16 protein-coding genes are annotated in these 16,564 nt (G+C 42.5%); 7 read left to right on the plus strand and 9 right to left on the minus strand.

Annotated features, from left to right (window positions below):
• Position 1: 1 nt before the first annotated feature.
• The 4 genes from CW749_RS10055 to CW749_RS10070 all read right to left on the minus strand — a co-directional run bounded on the left by CW749_RS10055 (position 2) and on the right by CW749_RS10070 (position 5,131).
• The gene (locus CW749_RS10055) at positions 2–265 is read right to left on the minus strand and encodes an STAS domain-containing protein (protein ID WP_101111890.1); all 264 of its coding nucleotides are present in this window, start codon (positions 263–265) and stop codon (positions 2–4) included.
• Positions 266–714: 449 nt separating this feature from the next.
• The gene (locus CW749_RS10060) at positions 715–2,763 is read right to left on the minus strand and encodes a GNAT family N-acetyltransferase (RefSeq protein WP_101111891.1); all 2,049 of its coding nucleotides are present in this window, start codon (positions 2,761–2,763) and stop codon (positions 715–717) included.
• Positions 2,764–2,932: 169 nt separating this feature from the next.
• Entirely contained in the window at positions 2,933–3,907 is a 975-nt protein-coding gene (locus CW749_RS10065; protein WP_101111892.1) for a ParB/RepB/Spo0J family partition protein, read from the minus strand.
• Between the two features lie 3 nt (positions 3,908–3,910).
• Positions 3,911–5,131: a ParA family protein gene (locus tag CW749_RS10070; protein ID WP_101111893.1), complete on the minus strand. Its 1,221-nt coding sequence runs from the start codon at positions 5,129–5,131 to the stop codon at positions 3,911–3,913.
• A 1,649-nt stretch (positions 5,132–6,780) separates the two neighbouring features.
• On the opposite strand from CW749_RS10070, the gene CW749_RS10075 reads away from it, so the two are divergent.
• A complete protein-coding gene (locus CW749_RS10075) occupies positions 6,781–8,757 on the plus strand; it encodes a replication initiator protein RctB domain-containing protein (RefSeq protein ID WP_101111894.1) in 1,977 nt (658 codons plus the stop codon).
• Between the two features lie 424 nt (positions 8,758–9,181).
• Here CW749_RS10075 and CW749_RS10080 read toward each other — a convergent pair whose 3' ends face one another.
• The 3 genes from CW749_RS10080 to CW749_RS10090 are packed head-to-tail and all read right to left on the minus strand — an operon-like array spanning position 9,182 to position 11,417.
• Positions 9,182–9,637: a transcriptional regulator gene (locus CW749_RS10080; protein ID WP_101111895.1), complete on the minus strand. Its 456-nt coding sequence runs from the start codon at positions 9,635–9,637 to the stop codon at positions 9,182–9,184.
• Entirely contained in the window at positions 9,634–10,569 is a 936-nt protein-coding gene (locus CW749_RS10085) for an ATP-binding cassette domain-containing protein (protein WP_101111896.1), read from the minus strand. Before CW749_RS10085 ends, CW749_RS10080 begins: the two co-directional genes overlap by 4 nt.
• Positions 10,566–11,417 (minus strand): ABC transporter ATP-binding protein, encoded by an 852-nt coding sequence (locus CW749_RS10090; RefSeq protein WP_101112004.1) that lies wholly within the window; start codon positions 11,415–11,417, stop codon positions 10,566–10,568. Before CW749_RS10090 ends, CW749_RS10085 begins: the two co-directional genes overlap by 4 nt.
• Positions 11,418–11,850: 433 nt before the next feature.
• On the opposite strand from CW749_RS10090, the gene CW749_RS10095 reads away from it, so the two are divergent.
• The 6 genes from CW749_RS10095 to CW749_RS10125 all read left to right on the plus strand — a co-directional run bounded on the left by CW749_RS10095 (position 11,851) and on the right by CW749_RS10125 (position 15,392).
• Positions 11,851–12,048 (plus strand): hypothetical protein, encoded by a 198-nt coding sequence (locus CW749_RS10095; RefSeq protein WP_101111897.1) that lies wholly within the window; start codon positions 11,851–11,853, stop codon positions 12,046–12,048.
• Positions 12,049–12,616: 568 nt separating this feature from the next.
• The gene (locus tag CW749_RS10105; protein WP_101111899.1) at positions 12,617–13,396 is read left to right on the plus strand and encodes a GNAT family N-acetyltransferase; all 780 of its coding nucleotides are present in this window, start codon (positions 12,617–12,619) and stop codon (positions 13,394–13,396) included.
• Positions 13,389–13,862 (plus strand): GNAT family N-acetyltransferase, encoded by a 474-nt coding sequence (locus CW749_RS10110; protein WP_101111900.1) that lies wholly within the window; start codon positions 13,389–13,391, stop codon positions 13,860–13,862. The genes CW749_RS10105 and CW749_RS10110 overlap by 8 nt, the downstream gene beginning before the upstream one ends.
• Before the next feature lie 4 nt (positions 13,863–13,866).
• Positions 13,867–14,220, plus strand: coding sequence for a MerR family transcriptional regulator (locus CW749_RS10115; protein WP_101111901.1), 354 nt, complete (start codon positions 13,867–13,869; stop codon positions 14,218–14,220).
• Between the two features lie 59 nt (positions 14,221–14,279).
• Positions 14,280–14,858 (plus strand): NAD(P)H-dependent oxidoreductase, encoded by a 579-nt coding sequence (locus CW749_RS10120; protein ID WP_101111902.1) that lies wholly within the window; start codon positions 14,280–14,282, stop codon positions 14,856–14,858.
• Positions 14,859–14,924: 66 nt separating this feature from the next.
• Positions 14,925–15,392 carry an ASCH domain-containing protein gene (locus tag CW749_RS10125; RefSeq protein ID WP_101111903.1) on the plus strand — a complete coding sequence of 156 codons (468 nt, stop codon included), beginning with the start codon at positions 14,925–14,927 and terminating at the stop codon, positions 15,390–15,392.
• 41 nt (positions 15,393–15,433) lie between these two features.
• Here CW749_RS10125 and CW749_RS10130 read toward each other — a convergent pair whose 3' ends face one another.
• Positions 15,434–15,997, minus strand: coding sequence for a hypothetical protein (locus tag CW749_RS10130; protein WP_101111904.1), 564 nt, complete (start codon positions 15,995–15,997; stop codon positions 15,434–15,436).
• A 2-nt stretch (positions 15,998–15,999) separates the two neighbouring features.
• Positions 16,000–16,548, minus strand: a complete 549-nt coding sequence (locus CW749_RS10135; protein ID WP_237322394.1) for a sigma-70 family RNA polymerase sigma factor — start codon at positions 16,546–16,548, stop codon at positions 16,000–16,002.
• Positions 16,549–16,564 lie beyond the last annotated feature (16 nt).

Consider the following 16,564-nt stretch of genomic DNA (forward strand, 5'->3'; position numbering starts at 1 on the left):
CTTAATTTTCAAACACACTTTGTAAGTCGAGTAACTTGATACTTTCTTGTAAGTCATCAGGAACATTGACAAGTTGTATGTTGGTATTTGCCTGCTTGGCACTAAAGAAAAGAGATGCCAATGCTTGCAATCCTGCTGCATCAACTCTAACAACGGAGGAAGCGTCAACAATTAGCTCTTCGTTGCTATCGAGCCATTGCTGATACTCATTTTTGATGTTTAGGACGTTACCAATCTCTAAGGATTCTTCTAGTTGACGTTCCATGTATCCATCCCTTCGACCTAGCCATTATCGGAGTTGACGTTTATTTTGAGTGTAGGAGGGATTCTTTGTTTATCAACAATAAAAGTACGTAATAGGCTCAATCAGCACTTATGTACGAATAGGATTGCACATTAATTTTCTAGTCACTTACTAGCACTTAAATTTAAAAATATTACTGATAAACAAATATATACATAGAAATTTACTCACAAAAAAATCGCGCACTAAGAGTGCTTTTACGGCTCAAATTCAATTTTGAAAATAATTTATTTTTTGTGCTAGAAGAAGTGAGATTTTGACAGTGGAGTTAGACGAAATATTGAAATTTACAGTGTAAATTTCAGAATGTTAGCGTTTTGCGTTGTTGTTTAAGCCTGGTTACAAAAGAGCATATTTAGCAGCCTACGTACATCAAACCCCTTCAGACTATGAAAATAGAAATTTACTCGTTACGATTTACACTGTAAATCATTAAGTACTATCGACACTTGCTCACGTAAGTATGCGTCTAGCGCTTTCCTTCCAGTGAAGCCGTACAGGTTCGAAGTCTTAGTCCAAGTTTGATGTTGCAAAAATAGAGTGATCAGCGGATAAAGCGATACTTGACGAGATTGAGATAACGTAGAAACCAACCATTCACTTAAGATATGACTGATAGATTCTTCACCATTTCCACCATCAGCGTAGCGAGAAAGCATTCGGAATTGATGATCAGATAATACCTGCGTTTCCGATTGCCACTGCATAAAGAACTGAGAAATCAATTCCGGCTCAAGTATGTTTAACTCTTTAGACAACTGAGAAACAAAATTTTGTTGCCAATATTGAACGGCACTTCTAAACCAAGATAATTGAGCAATAGGGCGTACCATAATGACAGAGTGGCAACCACTGGCTTGATCCCTTGTATTTCCAACTCGAACCACTTGATATTGATTTTCTTGCCAGAAGCGGAGCAATTCGTCGGTTGCACCAAAACTGGTGGACAAGTACTGAATACCATCTATACGAGCATGCAGCTCAGACAGCATTTTTGCACCTACCCCTTGTCTTTGCATTTCTGGATGAACCGCGATTCTCATTACCCTCGCACTGTTCTGCTGTGCCGCTTCATCGAACCCTAAATGGTTAGCAATACTTGCCGGGACTAAATGCCCTTTTGGTCGTCTCTTACCGCTCACAATACCTGAAATCACGTCCAAAGAAAGATTGCCCTCCCTTATGACGGTGATAACGCCAACCAAGTTGTTGTCCGCTACCGTGAGCCACAATTCGACATTGCTATCATTGAGTATCTGAAATAAATCATTAGGGGTCGTTTGATAATGAGCATTAACCAAAAGACCAAAACAACGTTTAAGAAGGGCTTTGTTTTCAACAAGCTCGTTTTTATTCTGACGAGATAAAGTGAAATGCTGACTGTCCACTCCCGATGGCATGTTGATTTTCTCAAGATTAGCATCCAATAAAAAAGCATCAAACAGCCAAGATTCAACTGGGTCATCTTCCGCCCATCGAATCGGCTGATTCAAAGATATGGAACGCCACCCAGCACGATGTTGTTGCAGCCATTGATTAAACTTAAGGGTAAACCCTCGACCGCATCCCTCATATCCATGCACGGTGGTCGAGAAGACCATTCGGTGATACCGCTCAGTCATTTGAATAAGAAGAGGAATAGGAACTGCCGATGCTTCGTCCACAATCAGTAAATCGCAATCTGGTAACGTCGATAGCAATTCATCAGGAGCAATAAAACGCAAACTGCTCCCGTTTGCCTTTTCTACAATATGCTTGGTAATGCGAGCTTCGAGACCAAGTTGTCGTTGAGCATGTTCAAATATAGGTGTGATAGCGCTCGTCGAAGGCGCTGTAACAAGAATCTCGACTTTACGGGTCAGCATCATTTTTGCCGCCGCAATACCAATTGCAGAAGACTTCCCTCGCCCTCTGTCGGCCGTCATAACTAGTGGTCGTTTACGCTTTCCTGTTAGCACCTTTTGAACGGCATCAACCGCCTTTCGTTGATCTGCGTATTGAAGAGTAGTCGCTTTAAGCATTTTCTCAGGAAGTGCAGGTATATCGACTGATGGACCTATTTTAATCGCACTTACTAGGTGGGCTCTCAGCCAACGTGTACCTAAATTATTCTCCAATTTATGAAGATTAATCAAGAAAACAACTCCGCCACCCACAACAGCACCACAAGCTGCGGTAAAACTGTTGGCATCGAATCCGTCTGTGCAATCGTAGATGAGCGCTCTCATTTCGGAGCCGAGTAATTTCGTTCCATACTTAAACGGTTTTGTAGTGGCTCCAAAAAGCGGTTTCCCTCCCAGCTTGAATACACTCTCATCACATGTAGAGATGATGTTTTTAATGGCTGGATTTAGTGTTGTTTCGACCCACTCCTCATCCCCTGACACCTCCACCAAATAGCGATGTTTATTGTGATTGGCAATGTCAAAAAGCTGGGTAATGAAGTCCGAATGGGTCACGTAAAACCTGCATCAAATAATCTGAGAATGAGGGCATGTTATCAGTGATCCCGCGACAAGCTCAAGAAGGCAAAGATGGAAAGAGCTCCCTATTGTGCGTTCCTAATTACAAAAGAAAAAAAGCCGCTTAACAAAGCGGCTTTTCGAAACAAGAATAAGCAATGGCTCTCTATGAGAGTTTTTCCTGCAAAAAGGCTAATATTTCATCCACCGTTTGGTTATCGACCTTTTTCATATTCAAAGAAAGTGCATTGCCTTTTCGAGTGTAGCTTACGCGTCCTTTCACTAAATCCACTTTTTCAGAACTTGCTGCTTTCTTACTTGGAGACAGTTCTTCAATCCAAGCTTCAAGCTGCTCAGTCACTTCTTTAGTAATACGGCTAACCCCTTGGGTTTGCGAACTTTGCCATACATAACCGCTTTTGCCGTGACACTTTTTCAATAGCGATTTCTGCTGATCTGCCGTTAACTGGAAAAATTGTTTGTGCAGTTTGACAATGGTTGGGCGGCCTAAATCGCCAACATTTGGGTATGCACGAAGTAACTCAAGCGGGAGAGTAGCAGCTTTCAACGCGCCACTCACTAACGCTTCACTGCATTGAAATAACGCTGCCAATGCTTTTTGATCTGCCGCTTCTTTGCTGTCTAATTTTGCCTGCATTTCACGGCCACGCTCGTACAACGATAACGGCTTATGGGCATTCGCTACATCAGATAGAAACTTGGCGTGCTCTGTTTCGATATTTTCAGCAACGTAGATTAAGAAGTCTTTCTTAGCCAAAATACACGACATGCGACGTCGGCTACCATCAAGAACTTCAATCTTTCCATCACGAGTACGACGACCAACAGCGGGGTATTGCTGCCCTCTTTCTTCCAAGGTCGTTAAGATATCGGAAAGCGCATGCTGGTTGAGGAAAGACTGCTCTCGCGCATTTTGCTCAAATACCAACGTGTCTGATTCCACTTTACCTGCAGGAATTTTCACAAGTTCAAACGAAACCAAATCCTGACCTGCAACGGCAAGTTCGATAAACTGCGCCTTTTCTTTGGCAGCCGTTTGAGCTTCTTGTGGAGATGTTGCTCGGCGCTTATTCGCTTTACCAAACAACTTTGCATTCAATTCGGATGTTTTCAGTGCCATAAATTAAGACTCCTGATTGAGTGATGACCAGTGACTGTGCATTACGCGCTCTAATTCCAATGCGCTTTTTTGGACGGCATCTTGCGCCGTAGAGAGGGTTTTCTTACCCCCTTCAAAGTCTCCGACCGTTAAGTCAAATACTGTGCTGTAGGTGTCTGCACAGGTTTCAAAAGCACGACTACGAGGAATCGTCGCCATCATCACTTGTTCACCTAAAAGATAATTCATTTCTGTAAGTACAGAGACTTGTTTTTTGTTGTCATCTTCAAACATAGTAGGCATTAAGCGAACAAACTCAAGCCCCTTCCAATCGTCTGGGAACATTTCGTAAACCGTTGGAAGATGTTGGAAAAAGTTAACTGTAGATGCCCAATCCAACCTCTTCGCTGCACAAGGGATCAAAAGTGCGTTAGAAGCGTACATCGCATTCCAAACTAATGGATCGACATGTGGACCGGTATCAATCATGACGATATCAAACTCGTTCGCAATTTTGTCTATCAGCTTCTCTTTTAACAAGCGGACAATATCCAAAGATGCATCTTGAGATAAGCTCTGCCATGCTTCCGCATTAAACATTGCATCTTCAGGGAACGCTGAAATCGTCTTCAAATTAGGGTACTGGGTAGAAAGTAAAACGTTTTTTTGTAGAAACTCCGTATCGACTTCTACACCTTCAGGAACATTATCAAGCATGATATCGACAGCAGAATAAATGTTGTCATGCTCTGTCACGCTAATTTGTGGGTTAAGAAATAGTCGTAACGAACCTTGAGGATCAAGGTCAATTAGGCAAATACGGTAACGCTTATCCAAGTTTAGGGCTAAACAAGCAGCAAGGTGAACGGCAGACATAGACTTACCTGTGCCACCTTTCTGATTTTGTACGTTAACAATCCACGGTTTATTATCGCCATTCTTCTTACGTTCATGGAACTTAGGAATACCCGCTGCATCCATCAACATATGCGCTTCTTGAAGAGAGATCGAATAGTGATTAGCGTTATTCTTTGTGAACTGGTGCCCGCTCTCTTCTAGTTTCCCGATAGCATCGTCTAGTTTACGCCTTGTTAACCCCGAACGAGTCTCCATCAACGCTTTCGACATGGGAGGAAAATGATCGTCACTGCGTTCTTCTAATACAATTTCAATTCGGTCGGCTTGAACTTGTTGAGTCTGTTCAGCCAACTCGATGAGATTTTCTATTGTTTTTTCTCGTTTCATCTTTAAGCATCCAAACGAATTAACTATTTTGCATTGTACAGCATTACCTAACTTAAACAATAAAAAGGTGAACACGTACTTTTGAGCAAAATCACATTAAATAAAGCTATTTAGACGAATTCCCTGCAAAATTCAAAATTTCATGATTTAAAAAACACGTGACTTAGTTTACATACCGGAACAGATTTAAAGTGTTACAGCATCACTTATTTACACTGTAAACGAAATCTGATCAGCAGAACTGTAAAATAAATACCATAGAAATAGAGATGGGCATTTTTCAAACAAAGTAATAACTAAAGTGGAGAGTCAAAGCCCAAATCTTATTTTGTTAGAAAAATTCTACTTTTTACACGCTAACACCTTCGAGCTGGCTGGCTATACAAAAAAGCGAACTATTTCTGAGAAAGTACGATTTTCAATACGACCATATCGCTCGGCGCAATAAGCCCCAGTAAAAATGAATACACCCTATTGGATTTTTTTAAAAATACCCGCCGACAGAGAACGGGAAGGATAGAAACCAAACCTATATTTGGCTCCAAGCTCCTTAAAACTGCAGTATTCATAATTCCATCTTCCGTTTCAATTCACGCCTCTCTAGCCATAAAGAAGCTGGAATGGCGGGTTCTGTCTAACTTCTTTGACGATGAAATGGGACAAAAGATAAGCTCCAAAGGGCGATTTTCTTGGGTTTAAAGGAGTAACAGGACCTTTTTAACCCTTAAAAATCAACGGAACGATTATTGAGCGCCCACAAATTACGGGGGGTGTAAATTGAATTTATGGTAAGAGATGTCTCGACTTCTTCTAAGCAGATATTAAGATAAGTTCGCGATTACGGATGCATGATCAAGGGAGCACTACTTGATCATGCTTTCAGGCATAAATAGCCGCTTAGGAAGCATGATCATGGGAAATATCGGTGTAAATACCACTTCATTGCTAACTACTTCACACAGATCCATTTCGGATCAATGATCAAGTTGTATTCTTCCCTCGGAAGCATGAAAATTATCGACCAACTTACAGAGAGTGTAGATTCAATAAGGCATCGCTTATTTCTACTAGCGATAGAATCGTAAAATTAGTGTCATCCAATGGACACAAACGGTTAGCGATAAAACCTTGATCATGCTTCAGAGAGAGTGGGCTGTGGAAAAGTTTCGCTGCTTTGTTGTTTACAGTGCCAATTCAACCGAATTACAAAACAAATATGGTTGTTCTTGAAATTCGTACTTGATCATTGATCCGTATAACCCGTTATTTTAATAGCCAAACGAAATGCCTTGTGTGGATAACTTGTTAAAGCTCTTTGATCATTGTTTCGTGAAGTACTTGATCATGGGTTCGATCTACTGATGATCATCGTTTCTGATTTTTTTGATCATGCTTTCAATAACTTAATGATCATCGTTTCGAGTTTTTCATGATCATGCTTCTGAAGGCAAAAAAATAAACTCTTTTATTTTCATAAATTTACGGAGAGATTTTCGCCCAGATCATATGATCACTTAATCAATTTAGATCAATTAAATCATAAAGATCAGTTTTTTAAAGAGCAGTAATTTTTTCTTTATTTATGAATAATTTTTCTTTACTCTTTCGGAAAGATAGCAGAATTACGGTCAAGCGGCCATGGATAACAAATGACGTCTGAAGATAAGATCTTAATCAAGCATCCCAGGAATCATAAAGATGGGCATCTGTTTTTAGTTAGCGAGCAAGTCGTTGATTGGATTGAACAGTACCAGCACTTCAAAGGCGTCACGAAAAGCATTGTTGAACTGTTGAACTTAATTTCGCTTCGCGGCTTTTCCAGTAAAGATGGGTATGTCTCTACGACGGAGTTAGTGGAAGCCACAGATGGAAAACTCACACGAGCAGCCATCCAGCAACGGTTAAGAGCCGCTGTGAGCATTGGCTTGTTTACCCAAACCCCAGTTCGTTTTGAAGAAGGGCTGGCTGGAAAAACCATGCTCCATGCCTTTGTAAACCCAAGCCAGTTGATTTCCGTTTTAGGCGCGACCAGTTTAATGACTGAGTCAAGCAAGCAGAATGAAAAACAGAAGCGTTCAAAGGCATTGGCTCAAACACAAGTCAATCGCCGTTTACTCAATGAACACGGTTTGAATATTCCCCCTGCGATGAAAGACGAATCGGAGCAATTTGTCGTATCACCAACAAACTGGGCTGGAATCATTGATCAGGCGCTTGCGCCACCACGCACTCGCAAGAGTTACCAAAAATCGATGGTGTCGATCTCGGGAAGTCGAGCTGTGATCGAGACACGATCATCAAAAAACATCATGACCGTAGACGATCTGATGACCTTGTTTGCCTTGTTTACTCTTACTGTTCAATATCACGAGCATCATCAGGAAGATTATCAGATGAATGCGCGTCAGGTGCCAAACAAGACACCGTTGTACATCACGGATATTTTGGCACTGCGAGGCAAGAAAGACAGTGGACCTGCGCGTGATTCGATCCGCGAAAGTATTGATAGGATCGAATACACCGACTTTCAGCTTCATGAGCTAACAGGTCGCTGGATGAGCGAGAACATGCCAGAAGGCTTTAAGAGCGATCGTTTTCGTTTTTTGGCCAGAACTATCACTGCATCGGAAGAAGCACCTTCAGAGGACGCTGCGGGCGAAATACGCATTAAACCGAACCTATACATCCTGGTTTGGGAGCCATCGTTCTATGAAGAGCTCCTCACTCGCGATTATTTCTTCTTGTTCCCGCCGGAAATTCTTCGCCAACATACCCTTGTTTTCCAGTTGTATTCGTTCTTCCGTAGCCGCATGTCACGCCGGTTTACCGATACCATGCTCTTGAGTGAATTAAACCTGAAACTAGCCAGGAACATCGAGTGGCGACGGTTCTCTATGGATCTCATGCGTGAACTTAAACGCCTGTCAGAAGGGAAGGGCACCGAAGACATGTTTGTGGTAAACCTTTGGGGTTACCACATCACCGTAACCAACATCGAAGAGAAGTCTAAGGTGGTGGATTACCAACTTGATATCAAATGCGATGTTGAAGAAGTACTTCGTTACTCTAGGGCGCGCACCACAAATGCTGGTAAGCGAAACATGGCGCCGACGTTGCCTAACCCACTGCGCCACGAAATGGTGTCCAAACAAAAATTAGAAGAACTTGCCGAGATCATCGACGGTGAGTTTGAACCGATCCAGCGTAAACCCTCATCGCCAAAAGGAAGGTTAGGGCGCAGAGTGAAGCTGCGAAAACACCTTGTAGAGATCAATGCGGATGAATTGACGATCACTCTGTCCAAATATACCTCTCCAGAGGCTCTAGAACGCAGCATAACGGCTCTTTCCGCTATGACCGGACATTCTCCCGGATCTATCCGTGAAGAGTGTCAGGAGCTTATAGAGAAGCTTGATTGGCTTAGAGTGGGTGAAGATGTCATACCATACGAGGTTTTAAGCAAAACCATCGAACTGTTCAATAGTCAGCGTGAGGTTAATCATCTGTCGATTGAAAAGCTCATCAGAGGATTGGCTGTGCGCAAGAAAGTGTGCAAGCAAGTTTTCGAAGGGCACATCGATGAGTTGGTGATGCGCACCTTGGATGAAGTTGCTACGGGTGGCTAACTCGCCCGCGTCATCTAAATTCATTAAGGTTCTGATAAGTTTGACATTACTCTGACAAGACGACGTACTGAGCTGTTTATTCTCCCCCTCGAAATGACAACACTTGTTGTTCTTTCCAATGGATTAATAAATGGCTCAATTGTTCATTCAAACAATGAATTACTTTAGCAGGTTGAAAAACCTGCTATTTTTTTGCCTAAAATTTGAGATTAACAAAGCGTAGAGTGACCTTAAAACTCGAGATATAAGTGAGTTTTAGGGAAGGACACACTCTTAATGAATTGAAAATTATGAATTTATTTCGGTTGGTTTTGGATTTTTAGGAAGAATGATCAAGGAAATGCTTTGATCATGTTTCTATGCTTGATCATCGTTCCGTAGAACCGATGATATTCTCTATTTATCCTTGATCATGCTTTCGAATTTATGATCCATTTCCGACGGTCAGGTTCATGTTCTGCTGTTGTTGAGACATAAACTCCACATGACACTGAATCTGCTTTTGAGATTCTTCAGTCCATCCTAATTGATTACACTGTTCCAGCATAACGACGATTAAGTGATCGAGCCTTTTCAAACACCAGTGCTTTAAATCTATCTCCGCTTCAGGGTTGCAAGAGACTGCTTGAAGCTTGGCATAAGCAAAGTTTAAGTACTCGTAGCTTTTTGTTGGAGATTCTTCTCTTTTGTAATGCTGAAATATTCTTAAGCATCCATCCAACCAGCAGGCTATAGCCTTACTTTGCTCGTCTGTGATCAAAGGACCCCAAATGGCTTCTGGTGGCTGAAGGATCAGTGGAACCAGCGGCTCCACTTGATCATGTTTCCCAGATTGATACCAATCAGAGACTTCGGCTTGCCAAGCCTCTAGGGAGATCATGCAGCGCTAGTCCACTGTCTTACAAAGTGGTTATCGCCAACTTGATCGTATAAAGGTTGTAAGATACCGCTAGTTGCACGGATCTTGTCGGCATCTTGAGAGTAGTTCGGCTCAGATTCAACTAAGTTGCCAAACGGAAGATCAGGATCAGGTACCGCTGAGATAAGCAGCTTAGTGTACGGGTGCTGAGGGTTAGTTAGGATTGAGTTAGTGTCGCCCCATTCAACAATCTGACCTTTGTACATTACCGCGGTCTCTTCCGCGATATAATGCGCTGTCGCCAAATCGTGCGTGATGTACAAGAAACCAATGCCAAGTTCTTCTTTCATTCGTTTCATCAAATTCAACACACCAAGGCGAATGGATACGTCGAGCATTGAAGTAGGTTCATCAGCCAAAATCATTTCTGCGCCAACAGCGAGTGCGCGTGCCAAGTTAACACGTTGTCTTTGACCACCGCTCAGTTCGTGCGGGAACTTTTTAAGTGTTTCAGCCGGCAACTCGACCAAATCTAGCAGTTCTTGTAGCCTTGCTGGAATCTTAGATTTATCGGCAATTTGCTTGTGAATCTTAATTGGGCGAGTGAGGTGGTGCTCGATGGTATGCGTTGGGTTTAACGAACCAAACGGGTCTTGGAAAACCATTTGTACTTTACTGCGGTAATCGAGCACGTCTTTTCGGCTCTTAATATCGTTGATATTTTTACCGCGATAAAGGATTTCACCTTCGGTAGCTGGGTACACTTTGGTCATCAGGCGAGCACAAGTACTCTTACCACAGCCAGACTCGCCGACAAGCGCTAAGGTTTTGCCTTTGTACAGGTTAAAGCTAACACCTTGCAACGCTTTAAAGGATTCGACTTTTGCAAAGCCGCCGCCAATATTGAACTCTTTAGTCACGTTGTTCAATTGGATGATTGGTTCGCTGCTCATACTGGCTCTCCTTGCTCATTCTTATTACGCGCTTCGTGAATGTTCGGGAACGACGCCCAAAGTTTTTGAGTGTATGGGTGCTGTGGATTGTTGCGGATTTCCTTCGACGTATTCACTTCCACCAGCTCACCATGGCGCATAACGGCTATGCGGTCGCACAGTTGACTCATTAAGGCCAAATCGTGGGTGATGAAGAGCACAGAGAATCCAAACTCTTCACGAAGCTGATAAATCTGCTGTAGGATTTCACGCTGTACTACAACATCCAATGCGGTGGTTGGCTCGTCCATAACAATCATTTCTGGGTTGAGAGAGAGCGCGATAGCAATAACCAAACGCTGACGCATGCCGCCACTGAATTGGTGAGGGAATTCCGTTAGACGTTCACGTGGAATGTTCACCAGATCAAGTAACTTTTCAGCGCGTTCTTTCGCTTCTGCATCGCTAAAGCCTTTGTGATGACGCAAAACGTCTGCAAATTGCTCTTGAACCGTTAAAACTGGGTTGAGTGAGTTCATTGCACTTTGGAAAACCATCGCGATTTCGCTCCAGCGAAGCACTCTTAGCTCTTCATCCGATAAACGAATGATGTCTTTGCCTTTAAACCAAATTTGTCCACCTGAAATGTAGGCAGGCGCTTTGTGAAGGCGGTTTATAGCAAAAGCAATCGTACTCTTACCACAACCGGATTCACCAGCTAGACCAAAAATCTCGCCTTTACCGATATCAAAGCTGACAGACTTAACCGCATTAAAGTCGCCGTTGTCGGTAATGTAATCGACACACAAATCGCGTATCTGAAGAATGGGTTCAGGGTGAAACGCCTGAGGGTGTTTTGACTCACTCATAACAGCTTTTCCAGGGTAGAAATGATATTGATTATCATCGCCCATAATTTCGCATTAAAAAATAAGTCAGGTAGAAAAGGGTGATAAAGGTCATGTATCTATGGGGGGGGAGTTTTACAAAATGCGAGCTACTTCAATTTATTGATTTTATAAAGATGTCAACGAGTTCGTTGTTATAAAGGTCAGTAAGGCGAGTTTCATTTTACGAGAACAAGAAAAAACAGGTGGGTATCTCAGAACAAAAATTGCAGCGAATAGTTCTTTAAATCTAATACTGGAAAGGCAATTTATCAAAATATTAATTGTAAATGCAGAGACATATTTCAGGAAATTTTGTATCTGTCACATTCTGTATTTAATTGTCTTAACAAGCTCAATGGCCTTTGTTAAAGATTAGACGTCCCTGATATAGAAGGTGTTTTGGAGGCAATATATGTCTATAAATTCTATTGACCACTCTGAGATTTCAACAATAGCTGAAAAGTGGGACTTTAAGGATGAAGTCACTGAAGCGAAATCAGACCACAAACGCAAATCGGCAGAAGCGCGCCGTCGGATTGAAATGCTTCGCGAAATTAAGGAAAGCGGCTTAACGTTGGAAGAAGCAGAAGAACTTGGCTTGCTTCACTAGAAGCCTTCATTAGGTTTCAAACCAAATAAAGCCGGAGCGCTTTTATCAAAAAGTGTTTTCCTGTGTTTGTACCCAAGTAACCGCCTCTGCGTTACTTGGGTATTGTTCTATGGCTTGAGCGCTGTTCCAATTCCATTATTTACACTGTAAACCCTAATCACGTTAGTGCGAGAGTTTCAGGCTCACTAATCGTTTAAGCGTTAGTATTCTGCGCTTTGCGATGGTCTTTGATGATGCACTTGGGATTGCCATCACTGCTGAATTTTTCACATCTATACCTAACACTATAAGACACATATCTCTAAGGGTTCTGAGAGCTTATCTATCATTCATACTCTTGACCAAAGGGTTGTACCAGCCAATTTTTCATATTCGGCAAGATATGAGTGTTTCCGACAAGCTGACCATGACCAAGCTTTTACCTAATGGATGGATAGATTTTACGCAAGTCGTGATCAAAAATAGTGGATAGAGTTTACATTGTAAATTAGCGTTAATGTCCTGTATTTAAAACAATAGTATGATGCGTTAGTGACGCATCCCGAGTTCAGGTTTATAGGGAAATACAATGGACAAAAAAGCAGTTTTAACTCAATACAATCAGTTTGAGCGAATCAACATTAACCTTACGGGGTATCAGAGGCACCAAACAATGGGAGTGGTTCGTTTGGTGTCAGATAGCCCTGATGGCAGTCTCATTTCGTATTTTGATTTAAATGATGCTAACGCGAATGCAGCCATTGATAGTGAAGTGGATTACTTCAATTCGCTTCGACGTAGCTTTGAATGGAAAGTCTACGATTTTGATTCTCCGAGCGACATGGGAAAAAGATTAGAGAAGAAAGGATTTGTGGCAGATGAGCCTGAATCTTTTATGGTGTTGGATCTCGATACCATTGACGCCCACCTCCCTGTATCTGGCCGAGTTGTCGAAGTCAGTGATGAGGAAGGCATTCGAGATGCAATAGCTGTCCAAGAGGCCGTTTGGGAAAGCGATCTCAGTGGGCATTTCGATTACCTCAGCAACTTCAAACGTACGCAGCCAGACCAAATCACTATTTATGTGGTGTACGACAACAATGAACCTGTGAGTTCCGGTTGGATAACCTATAACAGTGAAAGTCCATTCGCGGGTATATGGGGCGGCAGTACATTGGAAGTACACCGTGGAAAAGGCTGTTATACCGCACTTTTACACCAACGAATCAACGACGCTAAACGCCGCGGGATTCACTATCTCACCATTGATGCGTCAGATATGAGTCAACCCATTGCCGAAAAACACGGGTTTCAGCAGCTCGCTGTCACAACCCCTTTCAACTACGACATCGAAAACAAGAATGAATAACGTCGATATCGTTCCTATTTCTTCGGAAGATATGGCGCATAAGGAATTGCAGCATTCATGTTTTCAAGCGTTAAGAAACGTATACACACCGCGCCAGACTGCACACCAGATCCAAAAATACCGGACCGATAATCATCAAGCTTTTGGTGCGTTGATTCTGGGAACGCTGGTAGGGAGCTTAGAAGCCCAATTCGATGGTCACTCCGTCAGTATTCGATCTGTCGCTGTTGATCATCAGTATCGAAAGCAAGGTATTGCCGGAAAGATGATCAAGGCGGCAATGGGATCTTATGCTTCTGCCCAAAGTGTTTCGCTCTGGTGTGTCGAGCAAACGGGCAATGTATCTGTATTTGAGAAAATAGGCTTCACGATCGCGCAACGTATTGAATCTGATATCTTAATTCTTACCGATGGTAGCCCGACCATTGAAGTGCAAATGACAATCGATGTAAAACGAAAGGAATAACTCAATGCTTATCGGACAAGTATCTCAATCCACTGGCTTAACCACCAAAGCGATTCGACTTTATGAAGAAAAGGGGCTTATTCAGCCTCCCGCTCGTCGAGGTCGTTATCGAGTCTACTCTGAAGAAGACCTTGATGTGCTTCAATTGATTGTCGAAGCAAAGTCACTTGGCGTGACATTAGCGCAACTGAAAGGCGTGATTACTTATCGAGATGGTGAAGTGGATTGGCAAAAAGTGCATCAATTTTTGTTAGAAGTAAAAAAGAATCTACAAATTGAACTTGATAGGGCACTGAAAAATATAGAAAAAATAGATAATTGCATCGAATCTATGGATTCTTGCCCAAAAAGTCGTTGACTCTGCCCCTAAGGGCAAAGATGTAATGCTTGTCTGCTTAGTTAAATGGAAATCAGACAATGAAAAAAATACTGTTACTTAATGCCAACCCGAAGTCATCAAGTTTTGCTAAACTGCTGGCCGATTCTTATGAAGTTGAAGCTAGAGAGAAAGCAGAAGTTCGTCGAATGAACCTGTCAGAGATGGAGTTTAATCTCAGCTTGGACACTGGCTACGATAGTGAGCAGCCACTAGAACCAAGTTTGGACGCCTTTCAGCAAGCGATCACTTGGGCGGATCATATTGTGGTTATTTCCCCTATATGGTGGGGAGGCATACCGGCCAAGTTTAAAGGGCTGCTAGATAGATCCATCCTACCTGGCTTTGCGTTCAAGTATGAAAAGGGCAGTGCAGAGCCGGCACAGCTTCTAACAGGGAAGACGGTTCGACTCATACTCACAATGGATGCACCGGAAGAGTATTTGGAATATCAAGCGAAACCCGTTTTGGATCAACTCGATCTATTCACATTCCAATTCAGCGGAATGTCACCGGCAAAAGTCAATTTGTTTGGATCGATAATTGGTTCTGATGAAGCTCAAAGACAGCAATGGCTAACAGAGGTCGCTGAATTAGGGGCTTCTGAATCAGTGAAATGATTAATCAACAAGAAAAACGAGTGGCAGTGAGACTGCTGCTCGTTTCTGCATTATTAAAGGTACCCAATGACACCGACTCAACACGCTTTCTTAAATCAATATCTTGATACCTTGCCTAAAAGCGAAAGAGACACTATCCCCCAAATAACCGCTGAGTATTTTTGTGCCGACGAATACAACGCCAACGAATGCGCGCGCTTAATCAATGAAGGTACTAAAACTGCTTCATGTAGCTTGAAACAAGGCTACGATATCGAAGATGAACCCCTGCCCGTTGTTGGGCGATTGACCCTGGTCTTAAACTGGAAAGAAGAACCCGTTTGTATTGTGAAGCTAACAGACGTTTCTTTTTGTCCGTTTGAGGAGGTAACCGAAGAGTTTGCAAAAGCCGAAGGCGAAGGAGATGGCACCTATGAATGGTGGCATACCGCGCATGTGAACTTTTTTACTCAATATGCCAAGGAAGTCGGTGCTGAATTCAATGATTCGTCGGAGTTAGTACTGGAAAGGTTCAAAAAAGTGTTTCCTTTGTAACTTTCATTTCTAACGTAATCTTTTAGCCAAGTTCGGGGTTATTAATTGGCCAAACCAATTAATAACCCGTTTTCTTCCCAAAGTGTTACGCTCACGCCGTCTACGTTAGCTTGGTACTGCTCAATATTCGCGGTTATACCGTCGGGTTTTTGTGCTTGATACAGCGTGTAAACTTGGTTGGTTTCTCGATTTTTGACGCTTATCTGCGCGGCAATTTTTCCTTCAATACTGCAATATCGCGCCCCCAGTAATTGCCAATCCTTTGCTGGAAGTTGCTGTGAAGCAATAAGGGAAAAATCCAGCCGATTGAGATACTGGGCGATATCTTCCAGCGAGTGACTGGCGATTTCCATTTGCATTTGGCTGTTATGGTTGTATGCAATCTCAGCCGAGATGTCGAAGTATCGGCTTTTTATAGGAAGCAGCAACGCCGCAGATAACACCAATACGAGTAACATTGCTGCCACTGCGTATGGAAATACCGTACTCTTGCGCTTATTTGTTTGTGTTTGAAGCTTATTAAGTTGCTCGCTAGACAGGCTTTTTTCGCCGTAAAATTCAGAGAGACTTTCTTTTAAGGTGGGTGTACTTTTCTGCTTATCCATTCTTACGCCTCCTGTTCCACCAGATGTTCAAATTGCTTCACCAGTCTTTTTCTTAACCGACTCAATCTTGCGAGCAGTGTGCCTTTAGGTGTTTCTGTCATGTCGGCAATCTCTTGAATACTCATGCCTTCTATTGTCCATAAATATAAAAGCTCTCGCTCTTGGGGGCTGACTTGGTCCAGAATCATGGCGACATTTTGTTTATCAATATGCAGTTCTTCTAGCGTTTTAAGGCAATGACTCTCTTCTTCCAATGACGATTCTATCTCGGTAATGTCTTTCACGAGCTCAAATCGCTTTCGCCGGTATTGATCAATAAAAGCGTGTCGAATCACCTTCATCATATACGGTTTGGAATGAGCGTGATTGCTATTATTCGATAAGGATTTTTCGCAGCTGTGCTGAACAAGATCGAAAGCTTGTGTTTCGTCGTGGCAAAGCGAAAAAGCATAGCGGAAAAGTTGATTCAACAACGCTTCATCGAAGGTGGTTTTTGCTGGACGTTTAAATAATCGAATCATTTCATTGAGTGGCTCACCAAACACTCTCACGGTTGATGAGCCTATT

The sequence above is a fragment of the Vibrio sp. vnigr-6D03 genome (assembly GCF_002835515.1).
GTDB classification, from domain to species: Bacteria; Pseudomonadota; Gammaproteobacteria; order Enterobacterales; family Vibrionaceae; genus Vibrio; species Vibrio penaeicida.